Genomic DNA, 23,992 nt, shown 5'->3' on the forward strand with positions numbered 1-23,992 from the left:
ATGTCTCTAATTATTACAAAATCCCTAGTTAGACGGTGAACGGCAATAGTATTATTTCCTATTGCCTATTTAATTAAGAATTTTCTCATAACAGAGATGCGATCGCTCAAAATTAATTTTAATTAATTAGTTTGCAAAGCTTTGTTCGCCACCTCAATGACTTCTTTGGCTGCTTTCTCTTTACGTTCACTGTAGCGATCAGTGAGATAATCTACTTTGTCTCGTAACAACAAAGTAAACTTATAAAGTTCTTCCATCACATCCACAACGCGATCGCGGTAGGGTGAATCTTTCATAGTGCCGTCTTCGTTAAACTCTTGATATGCTTTCGCCACTGATGATTGATTGGGAATCGTAAACATCCGCATCCATCGCCCCAAAATTCTTAATGTATTCACGGCGTTGAACGATTGGGAACCACCACTTACCTGCATTACAGCCAAAGTTCTACCTTGGGTTGGACGAACTGCACCTATATTCAGAGGAATCCAATCAATTTGGTTTTTCATAATCCCAGAAATCTGACCGTGTAACTCTGGACTAGACCAAACTTGCCCTTCTGACCATAAACTTAATTCACGCAATTCCTGAACCTTGGGATGGGTGTCAGGGACGCTACCGTAAATTGGGAGTTCTCTGGGGTCGAAGAACTTCACCTCAGCACCAAATTCTGTAATGATGCGGGCGGCTTCTTCGGCTAACAGGCGACTGTAAGAGCGATCGCGCAAAGAACCATATAAAAATAAAATTCTGGGGGGATGGTCGAATGTTGTCATGATGGAAATAAATAAGTTTATGCTTGATTTACCGATGCGATTAATTGCGCTACCCGTTCTTTAATTTCATCGCGCACTCTCGGAAAAATCTCAGGTTGTTCAGCCGGATCATCCAATTGCCAATCTTCAAATACTTCGCGCACTACCCACTCCGGCGGTAAATTCACACCACAACCACACAGAGAAATCACCACATCAAAATCTTCGGCTTGAAAATCACTTAGGGGTTTGGAATGCTGATCAGTAATATCAATCCCAATTTCTTGCATCACTGCGATCGCTTCTGGCCTTACCTGACTCGCCTCTAATCCCGAACTAGTCACAGCAATTTTTCCCTTACCCAAGGTTTTAGCAAAACCTTCCGCCATTTGTGAACGGGCAGAATTTTTTTTACACACAAACATGACACGTTTCATAGATAACCCCTGTTTTTTATTCCTGATAGTTGTGATTATTTGCAATCCCCAAAACAACGCGGATCTAGCAAGGTTGCTTTCTCCGGTTCTCTCGGAAACCAACTTGCTGTGCGTTTACAAACTTCAACCAGCATTAACATGACTGGCACTTCAATTAAAACCCCTACCACCGTAGCCAGTGCAGCACCAGAACTTAAGCCAAATAAAATCACAGCCGTGGCGATCGCTACTTCAAAATGATTACTCGCGCCAATTAATGCTGCTGGTGCAGCATCTTCGTAAGCTAAATTCAGCTTTAATGCTGCTACATAACTAATCAAGAAAATGAAATTAGTTTGAATAAACAATGGTACAGCAATTAACAAAATATGCAAGGGATTATTCACAATTAATTCACCCTTGAAGGCAAACAGCAGTACCAAAGTTAATAACAAAGCCGTAATCGCCACGGGAGTCAAATAGTTGAGAAATCGTCTTTCAAACCACTCTTTACCTTTATATTTAAAAATCCAGTAACGGCTGTACATTCCTGCTATTAGCGGCAAACCAACGTAAATTAGTACCGACAAAACAATAGTTTCCCAAGGTACAGTTAAATTATTCGCCGCTAGTAACCATCTACCCAAAGGCGCATATAAAAATAGCATAGCCAAAGAGTTTACAGCCACCATAATTAAGGTGTGTCCTTGGTTGCCGTAAGAAAGATATCCCCACATCAGCACCATTGCTGTACAAGGTGCAATTCCTAATAAAATTGTGCCGGCAATGTAAGAATTAGCCAGTGCAACTTCACCACCGCGAATCATTTCACTTCCGACAATCAAAGGACGAAATAACCATCCTAAAAAAAACTGAGCAAAGACCACCATTGTGAATGGTTTAATCAACCAATTCACTACCAAGGTGAGAATTACCGGTTTTGGGGCGCGGATAGCATTTGTAGCTTGGGTGAAGTCAATCTTCACCATGATGGGATACATCATGAAAAACAAACAGACAGCAATGGGAATCGACACTTGATATACACTCATTGCGTCCAGTGCTACCGCCACTCCTGGAAATAATCGACCCAGAACAATTCCGCCAAAGATACATAAAAATACCCAAACAGTGAGGTACTTTTCAAAAAAGCTGAGATTGCTTCCTGCTTGTATCCGAGTGGGACTAGCTTGTGAATTATGAGCCATTAAAGTACACCTAAAATCAAACTTAATCGCTAAAACTTGGCTTCTTTTCGTAACAATTCACCAATTGTGAGATTCATTTCTGCTTTGCCATCAAATACTGTTCCTACCTTGCTTTGATAAAAGTGAACAGAATTTATCTGGTAGCCTTCGTCAGGTAAAGGTATATAACCCACAGAAGTTACAGCTTTTGGGGCATTTTTAATGTAAAAGTCTATAAATTCGTACAGTATTCCCCTTTGTGAGAAAGATTGAGGATTAACGTAAATAAATAATGGTCGAGAAAGTGGTTGATACATTGCTTTCTCTACTGTTTGCCGTGAAGGTGATACAGAGCCACGGCCGCTATCAATAGAAAGAGCTTTTAATTTATCTTGATGTTTTTCGTAATAAGCGTAGCCAAAGTAACCTAACGCATTTGGATCTTTACTAATGCCATCTACTAACATTTCATCATTTTCACTGGCTGTATAATCGTTGCGAGAAGCTCTAGCTTTACCAACAATTGCCTCTGTAAAGTAGTCAAAAGTACCAGATTTTCCCCCAGCACCATACAAAGTCAAAGGACGATCTGGCCAAGATGCTCGTACTTGGTTCCAGCGAGTAATTTTCCCTTGAGCCGCAGGTTCCCAAATCTTTTTTAATTCTGCTACTGTGATGTCTTTTGCCCAAGTATTTTGAGGATTTACAGCCACAGTTAAAGCATCAAAAGCTATGGGAAGCTCTATATACCCCACTCCATTATTTTTACAAGCTGTCATCTCTGCTAACAAAATCGGTCGGGACGCATTGCTGATTGCTGTTTCTCCTGCACAAAATTTTTCAAACCCGCCTGTAGTACCAGAAAATTTGACTTCAATTTGCGCCTTGTTATTAGAGTCTGCTTGAAACTCTTTGGCGATCGCTTGCGTGATAGGATACACCGTACTAGAACCATCAATTTTAATCGGTATCCCAGTCTTTTTACTATTACTCACTTCTACAGCACTTGGAGACTGCTGACTTTGAGTATTAGAAGTTGATTTATCGGCACAACTGCTGATTAGAGTCAGCGTTCCCAACACGAGAGCCAATTTCTTAACTTTTGTATTCATCGACCTCTCCACCGCGTGTTGTCGCTAAGGTTGTCTATTCCTCATATCAAATTTTCTTGATGTATAAGGTGGATGTCAACTAAAGAATACAAAAATTCATCAAAAAAACTTGATGGATACTCCGCAGAATTTAAAGTCTGCAATCTCTTGGTTGCGAAATTCAGGTAAGCTGAGGTTAAAAATAGTGCTGAATGCCGAGTTTTTCAGCACTAAGTTCGCTTAGAGTAATTAATTACCTGTGTGAAATATGAAAAAACAACACAGCAAAGCATTTTTATGGAATTTCCCAACTTTGGTTATGCAGTACTACTCAAAACTGATGCAGCTAATATTTACTGTTTGTCTGTTTGCGCTTCTCTCATGGGTAATCACACCAACAGCCGAAGCCTTAACCCAGATTAAACTATTTGACATTTCTTATAAAGATTGTCCCCCAGAACTAGCTCAGGGGGCAGTGACAAGTGGCGGTAGCGCAACTGCGGCTAATTGCTTTATTGTCATAGGTAAAGCCGAAAATGGCACTTATAAAACCGTCTACGATGCAGATATCTATGGTCGGATATATGATGCTAACAACGACCCAGTTTTACAAAATCGTACCCGCCTTGGTTCTATTGCCGAAGTTCCCCCAGGAACTAGCGATTTTGAGTTGAGAATTTCTGTACCAGCAAATCAGCCATTACCTTTAAAGTTAAAGCAATTTAAAGCGTCGGGATTTAGTAGTCAAGTCCGAAGATGATTGCTGAGTGCTGAGTGCTAAATGCTGAGTGTTGTACACTGAGCGCAGTCGAAGTGTAAGTGTTGAGTGACGACAGCTTTTAATAAACAGTCTGGGTTGATTCACCCAGACTTTCAATAACATCCAGTGGATAGTTAGGCAAAAACCTGCAAACCACCTACTAGACTACCTACTACTTGTCCTACTATTTGCAGCAATAAAATCGCCAACATTGGGGAAAGATCAATGCCGCCCAAGGGGGGGATAATGGAACGGAAGACATTGAGATATGGGTCAGTAATTTGGCTTAAAGCAGAAAAAGGCTGATTATACCAATTGATGGTAGGGAACCAAGTCAATAAAACTCTAATAAATAGTAGAGCCGTATAAAGCTGTATGAAGGTATTGAGAGTGCTAATCAGTAAAAACATGGATTTTGGGGTTTCCTGCTAAGTTTCACAAGCGGTCTTATAGTTGATTTTAGTTTAGTCGTTGTCATGCTGTCTGCGAATTAGTATCTATTTTGACCACGACTAACGTTTACCGCCGTTGTTGATTAGTCTGAAGATGGAAACTCAGTTGCAGAAAGCCGTTTAAAGATGACTAATCTTGTATTGAGGAACGATCGCCTGCTGTTTGACTAGCACTGCCGTTTACATTACCCAACTGTTGCCTTACTTCGTCAATTGTGGCATTTAACTGAGCAATTTTATCTTCTAGCGATCGCCTAGCTGATTCCATTTCCAGATTTCCATTGTCTAAAGCTCTCATCCGTCGTTTGGCTGAATTTTTTTTCGGCTCTACCACACCATTACTGAGTTCGGCTTCTTCTTCTGTTGATTCTAAATCCAGCCGAGAAGTGATGACAGCGCCCAAAACACCACCAACTAAGCCGCCAAACAGCGCCCCTGCGAAAAAACCACTAGCAAAACCATCTCGCTGACTCATAACTTTACCCGCCTTGAAGCAATCTTACAATCTTGATCTTGTGTTAAGCGATTTTCCTTTCCTAGCTGCATAGTAACTTAAGTACCAAAAATGCGATCGCCCGCATCGCCTAATCCCGGTACAATAAAACCGCGATCGTTCACTGTTTCATCAATAGTTGCAGTGTAAACGATTAAACCCGGATACGCCGCACTTAATTTTTGCAATGCTGGCGGAGCTGCAACTACACTGACAATTCGCGTCAACTCCGGGTCAATTCCCCGTTGAGTTAATTCTGCCATCGCCCGCATAATCGACCCCCCAGTAGCTAACATCGGGTCTGTAATTAACACCCTGGTTTGCGGATCAAATTTTTCCGGCAATTTATTCAGATAACACCGAGCCTCTAGTGTTTCTTCATCACGGACTAAGCCCAAATGATAAATTGAAGCCAAAGGTAACAAAGTTTGCGCCCCTTCTAACAATCCTAACCCTGCCCGCAGAATCGGCACCACTGCCACAGGCACTTCTGGATTAATAAAAGTTGCGGGACAAGCCTGCAAAGGAGTCTGCACCGTTGTCTCTAGAGTTGGTAGCCACTCCCGCGCCGCTTCGTAAGTTAGCCATCTGCCTAACTCCGTGATAGCACTGCGAAATAATACTGAAGGTGTAGCAGCATCACGGGCAACTGCCAACCAGTGCTTAATTAAAGGATGGGGTGGAACGTAAACACGCAGCTGTACCGTCATAGCTGGAAATTGGTACTTTTGATTTTATTGGAACTGAAACCTCATCATACTCTTTCCTGTGTGTAGCTGGCAGCCAAAATCAACCTCCAAAAATTATTGAAAATCTTTTTCATTAGTAGTTGACATATATTCTCAATCAAAGTTATATTATGAATCAGTGTTCTCCTCTCTTTAAGGATCGGCAGACGGGATTAGCCAGCAGTTGCAGGCTTGTCCCTCTTTTTTGTATTGGTCATTAATCATTGGTCATTGGTCACTTGTTGGGTTTTCAGGCGTAGAAACACAACCCAGTGCAGATATTAACAGGACTTACGCACAAAGATTATCTGTGGAGATTGGGTGTAAGGGTTTTAAATAAGTACACCCTTATACCCCTGAACCCCTATACCCTCGTCAAAACCCTTGATTTTCGTTTTGATGCGTAAGTCCTAATTAAGTAAAAAGACTAAACTTCCGGAACGGAAATTAGGCTATTTTGTAGTTTGTATTTAGCAATACCAATAACCAATAACAAAGGACAAATGACCAATGACAAATAACAATCTTGTATTTGACGCAATTATCATTGGTTCGGGAATGGGTGGCTTAGTAACAGCAACTCAACTAGCAGCCAAAGGCGCAAAAGTTTTGGTGTTAGAGCGTTATTTAATTCCCGGTGGTAGTGCCGGCTATTTTGAACAGCATGGTTATCACTTTGATGTTGGCGCATCGATGATTTTTGGGCTGGGAAAAAACGGCACAACTAACTTGCTGACTCGCGCCTTAGATGCGGTCAATATGCAAATCGAAACAATACCAGATCCAGTACAAATCCATTATCATTTACCCGATGGATTAGACATTAAAGTTGACCGGGTTTATGACAACTTTTTGCAAAATCTTACTGCTTATTTTCCGCAAGAAGCAAGAGGTATTCGTCGCTTTTATAACGAATGCTGGCAAGTTTTTAATTGCCTAAACCGTATGGATTTGTTGTCTTTAGAAGAACCTCGGTATCTGATGCGGATGTTCTTCCAGCATCCTTTAGCGTGTTTTGGGTTACTGAAATATTTACCACAAAATGTTGGAGATATCGCGCGGCGCTATATTAAAGACCCTTTATTATTAAAATTCATTGATATGGAATGTTATTGCTGGTCGGTAGTGCCAGCAAGCATGACACCCATGATTAATGCTGGGATGGTCTTTTCCGATAGACATTATGGCGGTGTTAATTATCCTAAAGGTGGAGTAAGCATAATTGCTCAAAAACTAGTGGAAGGACTAGAACAACTTGGTGGTCAAATTAAGTATCAAGCGAGGGTAAAAAAAATTATCCTAGAACAAGGACGTGCTGTCGGTGTAGAACTTGCTAATGGTAAAATTTATCGAGGTAAACGCATAGTTTCTAATGCTACACGCTGGGATACATTTGGCAAATTAATTCCTGTAGAGAAAATACCTAATAATGAGAAAATATGGCAACAACGCTATGAAAAATCGCCCAGCTTTTTGAGTTTACATATCGGCGTGAAAAGCTCAGTTTTACCTCAGCATATAGAATGCCATCATATTTTGTTAGAAGATTGGGCAAAAATGACAGCCGCAGAAGGCACGATTTTTGTTTCTATCCCCACATTACTTGACCCAGATTTAGCACCACCGGGACATCATATCATTCATGCCTTTACACCTCACTGGATTGATGGTTGGCTGGGTTTATCGCCAAACAGATATGAAGCCAAAAAAGAAGCAGCAGCTTGGCGAATTATTGACCGACTAGAACAAATTTTTCCGGGGTTGGATGCAGGGTTAGATTATCTATCAGTCGGGACACCCCGCAGCCATCGCCGCTTTTTGGGGCGCGAAGATGGGACTTATGGGCCAATTCCCCGACGTAAATTATGGGGCTTGTTAGGGATGCCATTCAACCGCACAGCTATTCCAGGACTTTATTGTGTGGGTGATAGTACCTTTCCTGGTCAGGGTTTAAATGCTGTAGCGTTTTCAGGCTTTGCTTGCGCCCATCGCATTGCTGTTGATTTGGGAATTGGTCGATAGTCATTGGTCATTTGTCACCTGTAACCTGTCACCTGCCATACTCAGCACTTTTAATTTAAGCGACTTGAGACACTGTTTGTTGGAGGGGAATTTTGACGATGAATTCTGTCCCGGTTCCTGGTGAAGATTTACAGGTAATATGACCACCGTGTTTGTCTACAACAATTTGATGGCTGATAGATAAACCTAATCCTGTGCCTTTACCCGCAGGTTTAGTTGTAAAGAAAGGTTCAAATAACTTTGCTTGGACTTCGGGCGGAATTCCTGGGCCGTTATCTGCAATGTGAATGGCAACCCAATCATCACTAATCATTTTGGTATGAATTTTAATGCTGCTGGGTTTTTGGTGAATTTCTGCCAAAGAACGCTGTTTATCATATTCATCTAAAGCATCAATGGCGTTAGAGAGAATATTCATAAATACTTGGTTAATTTGTACAGCATAGCATTCGACTGGTGGTAGTAAACCATAGTCTTTGATAACTGCGATCGCGGGATGGTCGGATTTTTGTTTCAGACGATAATTTAAAATTGTCAGCGTACCTTCAAGACATTCATGAATATCGGTTTCTGTAAGATTTGCGTCATCAGTACGCGAAAAAATTCGCATAGACCTAACAATTTCTCGAATGCGTCTTGCACCAAAATTCATGGAGTTGAGCAATTTTAATAAATCGCTCTCTAGAAATTCTAAATCTGTTAATTCTAGTTCTGCTTGAATGCGGGGTGTGGGTTCTGGGTATTCTTCTTGATATAAATGCAGCAGTTTTAAAACTTCTTGAGTGTATTCATTGGCATGAACGAGATTGCCATAAATGAAGTTGACAGGGTTGTTAATTTCATGGGCAATTCCGGCTACCATTTGTCCTAAGCTGGAAAGTTTTTCGCTTTGAATTAACTGAATCTGTACGTTTTTTAGGTCAGTATAAGCTTGGCTAACTTCCGACACTTTCTGCTCTAATAGGGAATTTTTATGTTCTAACTTGACAGTTAAATCATGTAGCTTGAGGTGTAATTGAACTCGTGATAAAACTTCTTCTTGTTGAAAAGGTTTAGTGATATAGTCTACTGCACCAACTTGAAACCCGGCGATTTTATTGGTTGTATCTGATAGTGCCGTCATAAAAATAACGGGAATATCTTTAGTTTTGGGGTTTGCCTTTAATAGACGACAGGTTTCAAATCCATCTATTTCTGGCATCATGACATCCAGTAAGATTAAGTCGGGTAAAGCGTATTTAACTCGCTCTAAAGCAACTTTTCCAGATTTCGCTACCATCACTTCCAAACCAGCCTGATCTAAAGCATCAGACAAGACACCTAAATTAGCAGAATTATCATCAACAATTAAAACTGTGGGAGTTTGTTCGGTGGTAAGACTCATAACGCTTACTGTTGAGGGTGAATGAGTGCCAGAATTTCTTGGTCTTGAAATTCTTGTGCTAGTTGTTGCAGCCGTTTGCTAAAAGGAAGATATTTGGGATCTATTTGGGAAATTAATGCTGCTTGTTTTATGATTCCCTTAAAGTTACCCTTCATCACTAATTCATAGAGAGTTTCTATCTCTGCCTGGGGAGGTAGAATTAAATCGGCTTGATGTGTTAATAACGGGTTTTCAGGGCTTTGCTCTTCATACAGCCACTCTAAGTTGAGAAATTGCCGCAATTTTTGAAATAATGCGATCGCCTGCACTGGTTTGGGGAGAAAATCATTACCACCAGCTTCAATGCTGCGATGTTGGTCGCTTTCAAACACGCTGGCTGAGGAAACAATAATCACGATGTGTTTAAAAGCTTCTGATTGGCGAATGCGGTGAATTAACTCAAAACCATCAATTTCTGGCATTAACAAGTCAGTCAGGACTAAATCTGGCTGAAACTCGGCAATTTTTCGCCAACCTTCTGCACCATCATTGGCTTCTGTAACTTCAAACCCAATGGGAGTCAGTAAGTTATAAATCACAGAGCGATTTTCCCATTTATCATCTACAACTAAAATCTTGGGTTTGCGGTCTTTAATCCCGATAATTTGTCCAAAATCATCAGCTTGGGAAGTTTTCACCCATTCTTGAGCTTCTGGTAAGTAAACATCAAACCAAAAAATACTGCCAACGCCAATTTCGCTTTGAACGTGAATTGTGCTGTCCATTAAGTCCACAATTCTTTGGCTAATGGCTAATCCTAAGCCTGTACCTTCTGTTTGTCGCCGTCTGTCGCCCACTTGCTCAAAAGGTTGAAATATGGCTTGGAGTTTTTCTGGGGGGATACCAACGCCTGTGTCGCGGACTTCAAAGCGGATTTTACCTCCAGAAGCATAGCTGATGGTAAAGGTGACTTGACCTGCATCAGTAAATTTAATGGCGTTGCTGAGGAGGTTAATTAAGACTTGTCGCAGACGTTTTTCATCGGCGCGGATACCAATTGGTAATTCGCTGGCAAATTGATACTGAAATTGAATGCTTTTGAGTTCTGCACGAATGCGACACATTTCGGCGACACCTTGCAGAAATGCGGGAAAGTGGAAATCGCTGGTCATCAGTTCCACTTTTTGGGCTTCAATTTTTGATAAGTCGAGGATATCGTTGATTAAGGTGAGCAAATGAGAACCGCACTGATAAATGACATCAATACGCGATCGCTCATCTTGGTTGAGATGTTTGGAACGCTGTAAAATTTGGGCATAGCCGAGAATGCCATTTAAGGGTGTCCGTAATTCATGGCTCATATTAGCCAGAAATTCGCTTTTGGCATGACTGGCGGCTTCGGCTGCTTCTTTGGCTTGAGCGAGGGCAAATTCGGCTTGTTTGCGATCGGTAATATTGCGGGTGATGGCAACCATACCGAGAATATTACCTTGAGCATCTCGCCAAGGAGCTTTAGAGGTGAGATATATGCCCCGAACTCCATCCTTAGCAACCTCTTCTTCAAAGGTGTCCGCTTTACCTGTGACGATAATTTCGCGGTCTTTTTTCATAATGGCCAAGGCCACATCTGGCGGAAATATTTCCGTGTCATCTTTGCCGATAATCTCTTCAATTGGTAAGCCAATAAAATTCGCCAAATTAGAGTTCAGGGCAACATGACGACCTTGGCGGTCTTTGACCACGATAAAATCTGGTGTACTTTCTAAAATGGAAGCTAGTACTGTGTTAGTTTGTCGCAATTCTTCTTCGGCTTGTTTGCGATCGCTAATATCACTAGCTAAGGCAATTACACCCAGAATGTTACCCTCAGTATCTTGCCAAGGAGTTTTTGTCGTCCTGAAGGTGCCATTAATTTGACCATCGGCACTACAGAGATATTCTTCATTGGTGATGGTAATACCTGTGGTGATAATCTGTTGGTCTTGAATTGCATACTTACGTGCCACTTCTAATGGCATTAATTCAAAATCGTTTTTACCAATGATCTCTTCAACAGCACGACCCATAAAGTTTGCCGCATTAGAATTTAAAGTAACATACCGCCCTTGAGCATCTTTAACGACAATATAATCGGGTGTACTGTTTAAAATTGAGCGTAGCAAGGTGTTGCTTTCACGCAAGTCTTCTTCAGCTTGTTTGCGATCTTGAATATTTGTCTGTACCCCAATCCATTCTCGAATACTACCGTCAGCTTCCAAGATGGGGACACTCCGCGTCAGCCAGTAAAAATACTCCCCATCATATCGACGAATCCGACACTCTACCTCAAATAAACTTTTATTTTTTACCGCTTTTTCCCATGATTGAGCGGTTAATAAGCGATCGTCTGGATGAATCGCATTTAACCATCCCCATCCCAACAGTTCTTCTAAGGTTTGCCCTGTAAATTCTCGCCACGCGGAAATATCGTTGGTAACAAGACCATCAGGTGGCACTATCCAGACAATTTGACAAGTAGCTGTAATTAAAGACCGATAGCGTTCTTCGTTGCGCTGGAGGGCAAATTCAGTTTGTTTGCGTTGAGTAATATTTTCAGTAAAGATGATAATGCCGCCAACTTCACCTGTAGGCAAATGCCACGGACGGATTGACCAATTTACCCATTCTTCCGAACCATCAGCACGAGGAAAACAGTCTGCATTGTTTTGCGCGTTGGCTCCGGCTAAACATTGTTGGTGAATTTGCCTCCATCTTTCAGGGATATCAGGGAAAACCTCATAATGAGATTTGCCAATAATATCTTGAGTTAATTTATAGATTTCTAGCCATTTTTGACTTACAGCTAGATACTGCATATTTTGATTAAATATGGCTATTCCTATCGAAGCAGATTCAATGGTTTGATAGAGAGCGATCGCTAGTGGATTGTCATTGATATCTGTTGTCGCTAAAGATTGAATATCTGGGAACATTGTTGGCTCTGGTGTCTGACTCATGCTTTTTGATTACTCATTCTCTTGAAAGTCCGCACAGGGGGAATCTGCCCAGAAATTTGCGGGTTTATCTTCTGAATCAGCAATGTTGTTTTGTGAAGTGATGAGTGTTAACCAATCTACTTCATACCCAGAGTTCCCTAAAAATATTCAAAACTAACAAACAACAAAATTGAGATTATTTTTGTAGAATAACTCAATAAAATTACATCTTTTGTTAACTATTTATATAATTGTGTTATACAAAATCGATATTAAGAAGCATATACTGAGAATGCCTTTGCAGGCTAATTAGAGACGTTACACTTAACGTCTCTACTTGCAGTCTGAGGGGTTTAATATGCTATTCAACTCGAAATAATTTGCACTTTACTTGCTGCTGTTGTTGCTTTTTCTCTTGCTTGCTGCACATTCTCAGCCTTAGCTAAAGCAACACCCATACGGCGATAAGGATGAGCCGAAGGTTTACCAAATAATTTTATATCGACATCTTTTTCGGCTAAAGCTTCAGCCACACCAATAAAGTTTATTGAGTCTGATTTTTCGGCAGCTAAAATTACTGCACTAGCTGAAGGGCCAAACTGTTCAATATGAGGAATAGGTAAGCCTAAAACCGCCCGCAAATGTAATTCAAATTCATTCAAATTCTGAGAAATTAATGTCACCATACCTGTATCATGGGGTCGTGGTGAAAGTTCCGAAAAAATTACCTCATCTTTAGTGATAAAAAATTCCACCCCAAAAATTCCGGCTCCACCTAAAGCGTCGGTGACTTTTTTAGCTATAGCTTGAGATTGTAAGATTTTATCTTCCGGTATACCTGCTGGTTGCCAAGACTCTTGATAGTCGCCTCTTTCTTGACGATGACCAATAGGTGAACAAAAGATTGTTGGCGCATTCCATTGCTTAATTGTCAGCAATGTAATCTCAATTTCAAAGTTAATAAATTCCTCAACAATGACTTTTTGACTATCACCTCTAGAATTTGCGATCGCATAATTCCACGCCTTTTCCACCTCATCTTGATTCGCAACTACAGATTGACCTTTTCCAGAAGATGACATTACAGGTTTAACTACATTGGGAAAGCCAATTTCATCGGAGATTGCAATTAATTCTTCTAGAGTTATAGCATAACCATATTTAGCCGTTCTAATGCCTAACTCTTTGTGTGCCAATTCCCGAATTCTGTCGCGGTTCATTGTGTAGTTAGTCGCCGCCGCCGTCGGAATAACTGTAATCCCTCTTTGTTCAAATTCTAGTAACTTTTCAGTTCTAATTGCTTCAATTTCTGGTATTATCAAATCGGGCTGATGCTTTGTCACCACTGCTTCTAAATCATCAGCACTCAGCATAGAAATTACTTCCGCACAATCAGCAACCTGCATCGCTGGCGCATTTGCATAGCGGTCAACAGCAATTACATAATTACCCAACCGTTGCGCCGCAATCACAAATTCCTTACCGAGTTCACCTGAACCCAACAGCATCAGTTTTTTCGGCAACTTAAGAGAATCACTCATCAATTTATCCAGAAAATTTTCAGTATCATCATCTTATAATTTTTTGGATTTTAATTATCATTATTTTAAATGAGTGAACTTAGCCCCGCGCAACTTTAAATCTTGATACTGTAACTGAGTTAAACCACTACCTTCACCCAACTGACATCCTTCTACTAAAGCCTCTGTCCAAATAGTTTCATTAAGGGTTGCGCCTGTTAGATCAGCGTTGCGTAAGTCAGCTTTAGTAAAATTAGCAAATAGGAGATCAGCATTAACTAAACTACTATTTTGTAGATTTGCATTAGTTAAGTTACCTCTAATAAAATTTACTTCCTCTAATATCAAACTAGATAAATCAGCACCAACTAAATTAGGAAACTTTAGTTGTTGAGGATTTTGTAAAAATCGCATCATACAAACTATATTAGCTTCATTTAATTTAATTTCACTTAAAAAAGTATAACGACCTATTCCTAATGATTTGAGAGTTTGTAGGCGTTGTTGAGGATTTTTTTCTAAAAATTGAATTGCACTTTCTCGTAATTCCTGAGTTTGTAAATTAATCATTATATCTAATATTAATAGCTGAAAACTATCTTTTTATAGGTAGTATTATATCAATTGTCGTACCTTTATTAATCAGAGAAACACATTTAATCGAGCCACCATGTTGCTCTACAATAATTTGATGACAAATAGATAAACCTAAACCTGTGCCTCGCCCAACAGCTTTAGTAGTAAAGAAAGGTTTAAAAATGCTTTGGCAAATTTGTTCATTCATGCCACAACCATTATCAGTAACTGAGATAGTAACTTGATTTTCCTGGGATTGAAATGTCCGAATCCAAATAGTTGCTGCCTCATCGAGATTACTATCGGGGGTTACTTCTTTTTCAATTAAAGCATCAATAGCATTATTAATTAAATTCAGAAATACTTGATTTAAAAGACGAGGATTACAATAAATTTGTGGTATTGTGCCGTAATCTTTAATGATTGAAATAGGTTTGCTATTACTTGCAAAGCGGTTAAGTCTGTGCTGTAAAATTACAAGTGTACTATCAATACCTTGATGAATATCAGCTTTTTTGTATTCCGATTCATTTAACCGCGAAAAACTAGAGAGTGATTCAACAATTTCACTAATTCTAGTTGTGCCAGACTCCATTGAGTCTAAGAGTTTTGGCAAATCAAGATGGATAAAACTTATATCACTCTTAGCAAGAGCTTTAGCAATTTTGTCATCTGGGTTAGGATACACAGCAGCATAAGTATCTAGAAGATTGAGTAAGTCATTAGTATATTGGCGCAAATATTGTAAATTACCATAAATAAAACTGATGGGGTTATTAATTTCATGGGCAACGCCAGCTACCATTTTTCCTAACGCCAACATAGTTTCGCGTTGAATTAATTGCATTTGCGATTGCTGAGTTTCTGTTAATTGAGATAGGGCTGATTCTGCATTATCTTTAGCTATGCGGTATTGTTCTTGTACTAAAAATAATCGTTGTAGTGTTTGATAGTAAGTATTCACACTAAACAGCACAAATAATGAACCAAAAAAGAACACCATGCCCGTTAGCAATGGTATCCAGTCAAACAGCTTGTTAATTGTTAAGTAAATACATAATAAATAACCACCCAGAAAAAAGACCATGAGCGAAAACATAACTCGCCAATTGAGTTTATCTGATTCTGTCTTGAAAAATCTGAGAATTTTTCGCGTCTTGATAATGGATAATCCCATTATTCCAGCACCAAGACTAATCAAGGTGACAATCAAAGACAGAATCATTGGAGAACTTAACATAGTATTCAGCCAAAATTAACGGCAACAGAACCTATACCATCGCTAAACACATAGGGAAATATTCATTTTGATTCGACTGTATCAAAGCAATTCAAGTAATATCATGTCCGTTTGATTACTTACTAAAACCTCTAAACCCCACCCCGCCAAAGCTACGCTTTGTCTCCCGTCCCTATTGAGGGGGAGAATTTGGGGGTGGGGTGTAATGATTCCAGGAATTATAAATAATTAAACGAACTTGATTTGACTGGAATGGCAGATACGCTATTAAATAGCAGAATCATAATCTAATCATAGAAATGCCCTCACCAAAGGGCAAGGGCTGACAGACTCTACCAGGATAAATCAGAAAAACTTCAAGAAAGCTTCATTAATTTTAAGATTCGATTTCGGCTAATTCTAACCAGCGTTCTGTAGCGGTATCAATTGCTTGTTTGAGATTTTCTACTTGTTCGTAAAGTTTCTGGACTTGGCTATAGTTCCCTGGCGCAACTTTATTCATAGCTGCTTCGGCTTCGGATTTTTCGGCTTCTAGTTGAGAAATTTTAGCTTCTAATTGTTCAAATTCGCGTTTCTCCCAATTGGATAACCGACGGCGTTTTTTGGTTTCGCTATCTTTAGTTTGAGTGGCTGTTTGTGCTGTGGAATTTTTGGATTTTTCTTGAGTTTTAGCTGCTTCTTGTTGTGCTGCTTCTTCGGCTTTTTTATAATCGAGATAAACTGAATAATTCCCCGGATATTGCCGGATATTTCCACCTTCTTCTAAGGCAAAGATTGTGTCTACTGTACGGTCTAAAAAGTAGCGATCGTGCGAAACTACAATTACACTCCCAGAAAAGTCTTCTAAATAGTCTTCTAAGACTGCCAATGTCTGAACATCTAAATCATTGGTAGGTTCGTCTAAGATTAAAACATTGGGCGCACTTATTAATATACGCAATAAAAATAAGCGGCGTTTTTCGCCACCAGAAAGTTTATGAATTGGTGCATACTGTTGGTTTCCAGGAAAGAGAAACCTTTCTAACATTTGGGATGCAGTAATTTTTGTGCCATCGGCAATTTGCACAAATTCGCCTTCTTCTTTGATATAGTCAATCACGCGCTGATTTTCATTCAAAGCTGTGAGCAATTCTTCGGAGTGTTGGTCAAAATAACCAATGTGAATTGTCGAACCAATCTCTACATTACCAGAATCTGGCTGTATACGTCCGGTAATCATATTCATTAAAGTAGACTTACCTGCGCCGTTACCGCCAATAATACCAATGCGGTCTTCGGGGCTGAATTCGTAAGTAAAATCTTTAATGAGAGTTCTATCGTTATAAGCTTTAGAAATATTCTGGATGTCAATAACTTTTTTGCCAATGCGACGGCTAACTGTGGAAATATCTACTTTACCTAAACCTTGTTTAAATTCAGTTTCGCGCATAGCATGGACACGCTGAATTCTGGCTTTTTGTTTGGTACTTCTAGCTTTGGGGCCACGCTTTAACCATTCTAATTCTCGCCGCAATACTCCTTGATGTTTGCGTTGAGTGCTGGCGGCTGATTCTTCGGCTAGGGCTTTCTTTTCGAGATAATATGAATAGTTACCTGTGTAAGTGTAAATGTCGCCTCTATCGATTTCGATGATGCGATTGGTGACTTTATCTAAGAAGTAGCGATCGTGTGTGATTAAGAATAATGCACCGCGAAAGCGATTTAAATAACTTTGTAACCATTCTACAGATAGTGCATCTAGATGGTTGGTTGGCTCATCCATCAGTAAAACATCGGGTTCTGCAAGCAAGGCTGTGGCTAAGGCTATACGTTTACGATATCCCCCTGATAATGTGGCGATGGGTGCATCAAAATCGGCAATTCCTAATTTTGTCAGAATTATTTTCGCGTTAGTTTCTAATTCCCATGCGCCTGTTGCGTCCATTCTTTGCATAACAACAGAAAGACGAGACATTAACTGACTATCTTCGGGATAATGGGCGAGTTTATCTGATAGTTCTTCATACTCGCGTACCAATATCATTTGTTCGCCACTGTCAGCAAAAACTTGTTCTAAAACTGTGCGACTTTCGTCTAAATCTGGTTGTTGGGGTAAGTAGATGATTTTTGCACCGGAGTTGGTGATAATTTGCCCACTATCAACTGTTTCTAGTCCGGCAATCATTTTTAATAGTGTTGATTTACCAGAACCATTAGTACCAATTAAGCCAACTTTATCATTAGCATCAATGCTAAAGTTTGCGTCTTTTAATATTTCTTTGATACCAAAATCTTTTTTAACAGATTGGAGCGTAATAATACTCATAATATAGATTTGTTATTTGCGATCGCCAGTCAGTAGGCAAGGTTCTTACCTTACCTACATTGTCCCAAATTTTAGGCAAATAAATCGAGGGGTAGATGTCCATACATTTCGTTGATTCCTCTTTCATCATAAGATTGGCAAGATACTAATACACCGCGATGATGTCCAGCGTAGGAATCAAGGTAGCACAGACCATTTTTGCCGTTTAATTTGATATAGACTGGCCCTTCGGTGGTGGGTAAATCGGTCGGGACTCCATAACCTAAAGCCCGTGAGTAAGTTTTCATCGCCAGTAGGGCTTCGGCGGCGGTGTCAGCACAAATTCCTAATATTTGATAGTCAGAAAGTTTGGTAATTAAGATTAAAGACTGACGCACCAAGGCTTTTTCGGCATTATCAAGGACTGGGGCAATATCTAAACAGTTGAATTTGTTGAGGAATTTTCGAGCATCAGCAACAGTCAGGGGGAGTTGGTTGGAGTTTGGCATAGATTTAATCATGGTTTTCGAGAATTTGCCTTTTGTGTGAGGTGAACAGAATCAATTTTAGATTGGGGATTTTGATCTTATCTTCAGCTACAAAGGGAAACAATTTGAGTGGGTAAGTTTCCTGGTATAAAGCCAAAAAATCTACAATCTGTAATCTAAAAGTGGCACTGTGAAATATATGGCAGCCCTATTGGATATCTGAACAAAAAAGACAAGGGAAGGTAGACAAGGCAGAGATGTTTGTAAATCATTGATGATTGGATATTTGGTTAATTTACCTAAATTATGGTTGATTAGGAACATTCCCCAGGTTGAAAATAAAGGGTACACTGCTTTGAGATTTATCACCCATAACCAAAACTTTTGGCATTTGTGCGCCACCTGTTTTCCATGCTTCAATTGCTTCTTTTTGCAAAACTAACTGTCCACCTTGAGCTTTGAGTGTCTCGGCTAAAAGTCTTTGTGCTTCGGCTTTACCTTTAGCGCGATTAATTTCTGCCTGGGCTTCTTGTTCTGCTTCTCTGGCTATATAAACGGCTCTTTGGGCGCGTTGTTCGGCAATTTGTTTTTCTTCTACGGCTCTGGCAAATTCGGGCGAGAAAGTCAAGTCAACTACACTAGTATCTAGCACAATTATTCCGTATTTGTCTAAGCGATCGCCTAACGCATTATCAAAGTCTTCTTTTAGTTCACTCCGTTTAGTAATAGCCTCTTCTACTGTTCTTTTGGCTGCTGCAATTTTAAATGCTTCTTGGGTTTGGGGAGCAATGATTTTTGATACTATATTTTCTAAACTTCCTTGTTTTCTTCTCACTTCTACTACCTGTGAAGGATCAAGACGGAAGTTAATGGCGAATCGTGCCGATAAATTTTGTAAATCTTTGGTGGAACTTTCGGCTGGAACTTCAAATTTCTGCACTGTTAAATCATACACATCGATCACGGAAATCAAAGGCGGTTTCAAATGAATCCCCTCCAATAAAGCACCATCTCTAGCTTTACCCAAAATACTAATCACGCCTGCTTGCCCTGGATTGATAATGATAAAGGCATTCAGCCCAATAATCACCAGTATTCCTAACAAAATTCCTAAAGTTGTAGTTTGCCAATTGCCAAATTGTTGATTTCTCAAGGTTGTATCTCCTTTTGGATTTTCCCGCAACTCCAGTATGATTGTGAGACTTTATTTGCCTGTTAAGGCTGGCTAAATTCTACAAAAGTCAGATACTTCCTCTCCGTGTTATCATCAAATGCACACAATTTTAAACGACTGTGGCTATAGCATTTAATTCTCGTCAGATATTAAACCAGCGTAGACATTCAGTGCATCCCCTCCATCGCCTGCTTGACTACGGACACCAGTATCGTAAACAAATCTGGTTGGCAATTGGTTGTTCTGTTCTGAACAAACTGTTTGATTTAGCGCCACCGGGGTTAATTGGCGTAGCGGTGGATGTAGTAGTCAAACAGCAGGATTCTATCATTGCCCAGTTGGGTGTCAAAGATGTCTTTGGACAATTTTTAATTATTTCCCTACTCACGGTTGTCATCTGGATACTAGAGTCAGTTTTTGAGTACGCTTACGCCAAACTTTGGCGCAATTTGGCGCAAAATATTCAGCATAACCTGAGACTGGATGCTTATAACCATCTACAAGATTTGGAATTAGCTTATTTTGAAGAACGCAGTACTGGTGGTTTGATGTCCATCCTTAGTGATGATATCAACCAACTAGAGCGTTTTTTAGATGTGGGAGCTAATGACATTATCCAGGTAGCCACGACAGTAGTCATTATTGGTGGAGCTTTCTTTATCTTGGCTCCTAGTGTAGCGTGGATGGCGATGTCGCCGATGCCCTTTATTCTTTGGGGTTCCTTTGCTTTTCAACGCCTGCTTGCACCGCGTTACGCTGATGTGCGCGAAAAGGTAGGTTATTTAAATGGGCGACTAGTAAATAATTTAAGTGGGATTACTACTATTAAAAGTTTTACCGCCGAAGATTATGAAAGCTATCGTTTAGCCCAAGACAGTGAAGCTTACAAAAAAAGTAACTCGAAAGCAATTAAACTCTCGGCTGCATTTGTTCCCCTGATTCGGATGCTGATTTTAGTTGGTTTCACCGCATTACTATTATATGGTGGAATGGCTGCGGTTGCAGGACAAATGACTGTTGGCACTTACAGCGTGTTGGTGTTTTTAATTCAACGGTTGTTGTGGCCTTTAACTAGGTTAGGTGATACCTTTGACCAATATCAACGGGCGATGGCTTCAACTAACCGCGTGATGAATTTATTAGATACACCAATTGCAATTCATCCCGGAAATGTAGCCTTACCTGTGGAGAATGTGCGCGGCGAAGTACAGTTTAAAAATGTGACTTTTGCCTATAAAGATAGATTATCGGTAATTACTGATTTATCTTTGCTGATTCCGGCTGGTAAAACCATCGCCATTGTTGGTTCAACAGGTTCCGGTAAAAGTACTTTGGTGAAGCTGTTACTGCGGTTTTATGAGGTGGAAAATGGCAGTATTACGGTAGATGGAGTGGATATTCAAGATTTAGGTTTGCGTGATTTACGCCGTTGTATTGGCTTAGTTAGCCAAGATGTGTTTCTTTTTCATGGTACGGTAGCGGAGAATATTGCTTACGGCACGTTTGATGCGACTACCGAAGAAATCATCCAAGCGGCGAAGGTGGCAGAAGCCCATGAATTTATTCAAAATCTACCCCAAGGTTATGAGACAATTGTCGGGGAACGGGGACAAAAGTTATCTGGTGGACAACGCCAAAGAATTGCGATCGCTCGTGCAGTGTTAAAGAATCCCCCAATTTTGATTTTAGATGAGGCGACATCAGCTGTAGATAATGAAACCGAAGCCGCTATCCAGCGATCGCTAGAAAAGATTACAGTAGATAGAACCACAATTGCGATCGCTCATCGTCTTTCCACAATTCGTAATGCCGACTGTATTTATGTCATGGAATATGGACAATTAGTCGAGTCGGGAACCCATGAAGAGTTGTTGGAGAAAAATGGAGTTTACGCTAGTTTGTGGCGTGTGCAGAGTGGTTTAAGATAAGTTTCGCGCAGAGGCGCAAAGGCGCAAAGAAATGATGTTTGGTAGTACCCAGTCGGAGACAGGTGATAGTAAGTGGCGTAGTCAGTTGGATAGGTTTGTGAAGGCAAATCAACAAGAATTGGCGGCGTTATCTTGGGCATTATGGTTACAAAATGGTGATAGCCAGGGTACTATCGGCATCGATTTGCAGCCAACTCCGCACTTTGTTTATTGTCCCCAAGAAGCGATAGAGAAATTAAATGAGAATGTGGAAAATCGGCTGCAAGAAATTATCGGAATTATTACCCATCATCAGCCAGAGGTGGAAGTATTGATGATAGGTATTGGCAAGGGAGAAGTTAAGTTAATTCAGTTTGCACCAGAACCAACACCGCCTGAATGTTTTGCACAAGTTGGTAAAGATGTAGATGGGTTGTTGGATTTATTAGAACAGCGAATGAGTGGTGAGATTGTTGTTTAACGCAGAGGAATGTTGAGGAAAACGCAACGTTACGCAGAGAAAGATATCAATTTTCTCTGCGTAGCTTTTTAATTTATTAGCTGTGCCAAAGTTGATAAAACTCTGGATATTTTAGATTTTCGGCACAGTGCCAGATAATTTTCAACACAGCCTCATAGCGATAAGAACTATTTTTGTAAAATTTTTGGTTCAAATAGTCTTTTAAAGATGTGAGGACTTGTGGCAAATATTCAACTGGCAGGATTTTATTTAAACTGTCAGCTATATCTAACAGATAGGATTCATAAGATAGATTGCTGGTAAGATTATTGTAGTAGTTTTGATTGTCATCAGCAGTCTGAAAGTTTTGGATGTATCCGATAAGGATAGGAATAATTTCGTTGAATTTATCTTTCACTAATATGTTGCTGGCATTTAGTTGCTCTAGATTTTGAATCGATGTCATCAATAATATTTGATGTAAATGGTTTTCTGGTGTTGTACATAATGTAAAAATTGCCTGTGGATTACCAGGATCTATTTTTGCTAAACTCTTAGCGATATACAACTTAAATGATTCATCTTGAGTATTTTGGAGTAACTGGGATAATGTACTAATTGCCAATTTATTACCAGGATCTAACTTTCCTATCAGGCAAGCTGCTTTCTTAAGACAAAATTCATCCTGAACCTTTTCTATTTTCTCTATTAGAGTCGTAATCCCGATTTTATTACCTGGGTCAATTTTTTCTAAACTCTCAACTGCGTAACATAACAAATAATAGTCTTGAGTTGAAGTAATTAGCTCAGTTAAAGTGACAAGTACAGCTTTGTTACCCAAACCTATTGATCCCAAATACTTCACGGCTATGCTTAAATATGAATGCTCTTTCGCAGTCCTAATAAGCTGAATTAGGGCATTAATTACTAGTTCATAAGTAGGATCAATTTGTACCAGACAGATAGTTGCTTGCCATGCAATATACTGAGCATCATCTGGATATTTTGGCGATTGACCGAGATTGTTAACTAATTTGAATAGAGCGTTAATTGCAATTTGATTACTAGAGTCTGCTTCTAGGAGACTTCTAGCCATTTGCAAACATTCTATGTCAGACTGAGCATTTTGAAGTTGTTCGGATAAAGTTGCGATCGCAGTTTCATCTAATACTGATATTTGCCTAAAAGTTTGACTAATCTGGCAAAATGTAGGTTCAGGTTCATCCTCAGCAATTGGCATTAACGCCAAAGCTGCGATCGCACTTTTATTACCTGGATCGAGTTTTCCTAACTTCTCAGCCGCGAGTCTCATAATTGTGCGACTTTCAGTTGTGTGAACCAAATGAACAAAAGCCGCAACTACTTTTTTTCTATCGGTTAATTCCAGGGTTTTTCTCGCCCTCTCTACCAAAGGTTGGGGTAATATCTGCCAATCTCGCTTATCTTGTCGAAAATAGCCATAACTCCATTTGAGCAGTTGTTCGACAATCCTATCAGCCAAACTGCTTTCGGGAAATTTAGCGATCGCCTCAGCCGCCAGAAAATAGGCGCGATAGCGATAAAAACCGCCGCAACCGTCGTCAAAATCTATTAAAGCCTGGATAAAATCTTCTTTTTGCTGCTTATCGACATCCTCTCGACTGAACCAGTGGAGAATATCAGCTTTCCACTCCGGTTCAAAGATGCGGTAAGAAACTTGATTTAGATTAGTGCGATCGCTCTTAAAGAAATACTGCCAATCATACATCGCCTCCTACCCACTTCAATATGTGGGACGAAAGGTCATCAAATGAAACTTATCCTACAAGTTAGCTGGCTGTCAAGTTTGTAAAAGATACTAAGCCAAACTTATTCTTGTCTTACAGCGTTTTTCGTCTCCATACAGCACCTACGGCTGTTATGAGGTACAGTAGTAGCAACTAGCAAACCAGTTTCTTAAATGTTGAGGATTTATTAAGTCGAGTGCAACTGAGATTAGTTTATCAACCATTTCTGTTGTAGTTGGAGCAAAATTGCGTAAAAAAGATTTAAGTTGTGACCACCATAATTCAATTGGATTAAAATCGGGGGAGTATGGGGATAAACAAATAACTTTCGCACC

At 39.9% G+C, this 23,992-nt stretch carries 21 protein-coding genes; 4 read left to right on the forward strand and 17 right to left on the reverse strand.

Annotation, left to right across the window (positions count from 1 at the left end; translation table 11 throughout):
- Positions 1–122 precede the first annotated feature (122 nt).
- From arsH to H6G77_RS30250, 4 genes are read right to left on the reverse strand one after another with little or no spacing between them, the layout of a single operon-like run.
- Positions 123–776, reverse strand: coding sequence for an arsenical resistance protein ArsH (arsH, locus tag H6G77_RS30235; protein ID WP_190674458.1), 654 nt, complete (start codon positions 774–776; stop codon positions 123–125).
- Positions 777–793: 17 nt separating this feature from the next.
- On the reverse strand, positions 794–1,192 hold the full coding sequence (arsC, locus tag H6G77_RS30240; RefSeq protein WP_190594884.1) for an arsenate reductase, glutathione/glutaredoxin type: 399 nt from the start codon (positions 1,190–1,192) through the stop codon (positions 794–796).
- Positions 1,193–1,227: 35 nt separating this feature from the next.
- Entirely contained in the window at positions 1,228–2,379 is a 1,152-nt protein-coding gene (arsB, locus tag H6G77_RS30245; RefSeq protein ID WP_190873533.1) for an ACR3 family arsenite efflux transporter, read from the reverse strand.
- Between the two features lie 29 nt (positions 2,380–2,408).
- Complete coding sequence (locus tag H6G77_RS30250; RefSeq protein ID WP_190873534.1) at positions 2,409–3,470, reverse strand: PstS family phosphate ABC transporter substrate-binding protein; 1,062 nt, start codon at positions 3,468–3,470, stop codon at positions 2,409–2,411.
- Positions 3,471–3,768: 298 nt separating this feature from the next.
- On the opposite strand from H6G77_RS30250, the gene H6G77_RS30255 reads away from it, so the two are divergent.
- A complete protein-coding gene (locus H6G77_RS30255) occupies positions 3,769–4,209 on the forward strand; it encodes a biotin carboxylase (RefSeq protein WP_190873541.1) in 441 nt (146 codons plus the stop codon).
- Between the two features lie 134 nt (positions 4,210–4,343).
- Here H6G77_RS30255 and H6G77_RS30260 read toward each other — a convergent pair whose 3' ends face one another.
- The 3 genes from H6G77_RS30260 to upp all read right to left on the reverse strand — a co-directional run bounded on the left by H6G77_RS30260 (position 4,344) and on the right by upp (position 5,864).
- Complete coding sequence (locus H6G77_RS30260; RefSeq protein ID WP_062287113.1) at positions 4,344–4,619, reverse strand: YggT family protein; 276 nt, start codon at positions 4,617–4,619, stop codon at positions 4,344–4,346.
- A gap of 172 nt (positions 4,620–4,791) precedes the next feature.
- A complete protein-coding gene (locus tag H6G77_RS30265) occupies positions 4,792–5,136 on the reverse strand; it encodes a hypothetical protein (RefSeq protein WP_190594887.1) in 345 nt (114 codons plus the stop codon).
- A gap of 77 nt (positions 5,137–5,213) precedes the next feature.
- Positions 5,214–5,864, reverse strand: coding sequence for a uracil phosphoribosyltransferase (upp, locus tag H6G77_RS30270; protein WP_190594888.1), 651 nt, complete (start codon positions 5,862–5,864; stop codon positions 5,214–5,216).
- A 528-nt stretch (positions 5,865–6,392) separates the two neighbouring features.
- On the opposite strand from upp, the gene crtH reads away from it, so the two are divergent.
- Entirely contained in the window at positions 6,393–7,904 is a 1,512-nt protein-coding gene (gene crtH, locus H6G77_RS30275) for a carotenoid isomerase (RefSeq protein WP_190674463.1), read from the forward strand.
- 55 nt (positions 7,905–7,959) lie between these two features.
- Here the strand turns inward: crtH and H6G77_RS30280 are convergent, their stop codons facing one another.
- The 8 genes from H6G77_RS30280 to H6G77_RS30315 all read right to left on the reverse strand — a co-directional run bounded on the left by H6G77_RS30280 (position 7,960) and on the right by H6G77_RS30315 (position 19,503).
- Positions 7,960–9,288: a response regulator gene (locus tag H6G77_RS30280; protein WP_190873535.1), complete on the reverse strand. Its 1,329-nt coding sequence runs from the start codon at positions 9,286–9,288 to the stop codon at positions 7,960–7,962.
- Between the two features lie 5 nt (positions 9,289–9,293).
- Positions 9,294–12,263 carry a PAS domain S-box protein gene (locus H6G77_RS30285; protein ID WP_199331700.1) on the reverse strand — a complete coding sequence of 990 codons (2,970 nt, stop codon included), beginning with the start codon at positions 12,261–12,263 and terminating at the stop codon, positions 9,294–9,296.
- 344 nt (positions 12,264–12,607) lie between these two features.
- Positions 12,608–13,783, reverse strand: a complete 1,176-nt coding sequence (purT, locus tag H6G77_RS30290; protein WP_190873536.1) for a formate-dependent phosphoribosylglycinamide formyltransferase — start codon at positions 13,781–13,783, stop codon at positions 12,608–12,610.
- A gap of 60 nt (positions 13,784–13,843) precedes the next feature.
- Entirely contained in the window at positions 13,844–14,332 is a 489-nt protein-coding gene (locus tag H6G77_RS30295) for a pentapeptide repeat-containing protein (protein ID WP_190594892.1), read from the reverse strand.
- A 25-nt stretch (positions 14,333–14,357) separates the two neighbouring features.
- A complete protein-coding gene (locus H6G77_RS30300) occupies positions 14,358–15,578 on the reverse strand; it encodes a sensor histidine kinase (RefSeq protein WP_190594893.1) in 1,221 nt (406 codons plus the stop codon).
- A gap of 376 nt (positions 15,579–15,954) precedes the next feature.
- Positions 15,955–17,883: an ABC-F family ATP-binding cassette domain-containing protein gene (locus tag H6G77_RS30305; protein WP_190873537.1), complete on the reverse strand. Its 1,929-nt coding sequence runs from the start codon at positions 17,881–17,883 to the stop codon at positions 15,955–15,957.
- Positions 17,884–17,954: 71 nt separating this feature from the next.
- Positions 17,955–18,371 carry a DUF1824 family protein gene (locus H6G77_RS30310; RefSeq protein ID WP_242048725.1) on the reverse strand — a complete coding sequence of 139 codons (417 nt, stop codon included), beginning with the start codon at positions 18,369–18,371 and terminating at the stop codon, positions 17,955–17,957.
- Between the two features lie 283 nt (positions 18,372–18,654).
- Entirely contained in the window at positions 18,655–19,503 is an 849-nt protein-coding gene (locus H6G77_RS30315) for a prohibitin family protein (RefSeq protein WP_190594896.1), read from the reverse strand.
- Between the two features lie 140 nt (positions 19,504–19,643).
- Between H6G77_RS30315 and H6G77_RS30320 the strand changes: the two genes are divergently transcribed.
- On the forward strand, positions 19,644–21,452 hold the full coding sequence (locus H6G77_RS30320) for an ABC transporter transmembrane domain-containing protein (RefSeq protein ID WP_190873538.1): 1,809 nt from the start codon (positions 19,644–19,646) through the stop codon (positions 21,450–21,452).
- A 31-nt stretch (positions 21,453–21,483) separates the two neighbouring features.
- Positions 21,484–21,912, forward strand: a complete 429-nt coding sequence (locus H6G77_RS30325) for a hypothetical protein (RefSeq protein ID WP_190594898.1) — start codon at positions 21,484–21,486, stop codon at positions 21,910–21,912.
- Positions 21,913–21,988: 76 nt separating this feature from the next.
- Here H6G77_RS30325 and H6G77_RS30330 read toward each other — a convergent pair whose 3' ends face one another.
- Entirely contained in the window at positions 21,989–23,638 is a 1,650-nt protein-coding gene (locus H6G77_RS30330) for a hypothetical protein (RefSeq protein ID WP_190594899.1), read from the reverse strand.
- Between the two features lie 150 nt (positions 23,639–23,788).
- Positions 23,789–23,980 (reverse strand): hypothetical protein, encoded by a 192-nt coding sequence (locus H6G77_RS36685; protein WP_396020692.1) that lies wholly within the window; start codon positions 23,978–23,980, stop codon positions 23,789–23,791.
- Positions 23,981–23,992: the final 12 nt, after the last annotated feature.

Source organism: Aulosira sp. FACHB-615 (assembly GCF_014698045.1).
Classification (GTDB): Bacteria; Cyanobacteriota; Cyanobacteriia; order Cyanobacteriales; family Nostocaceae; genus Nostoc_B.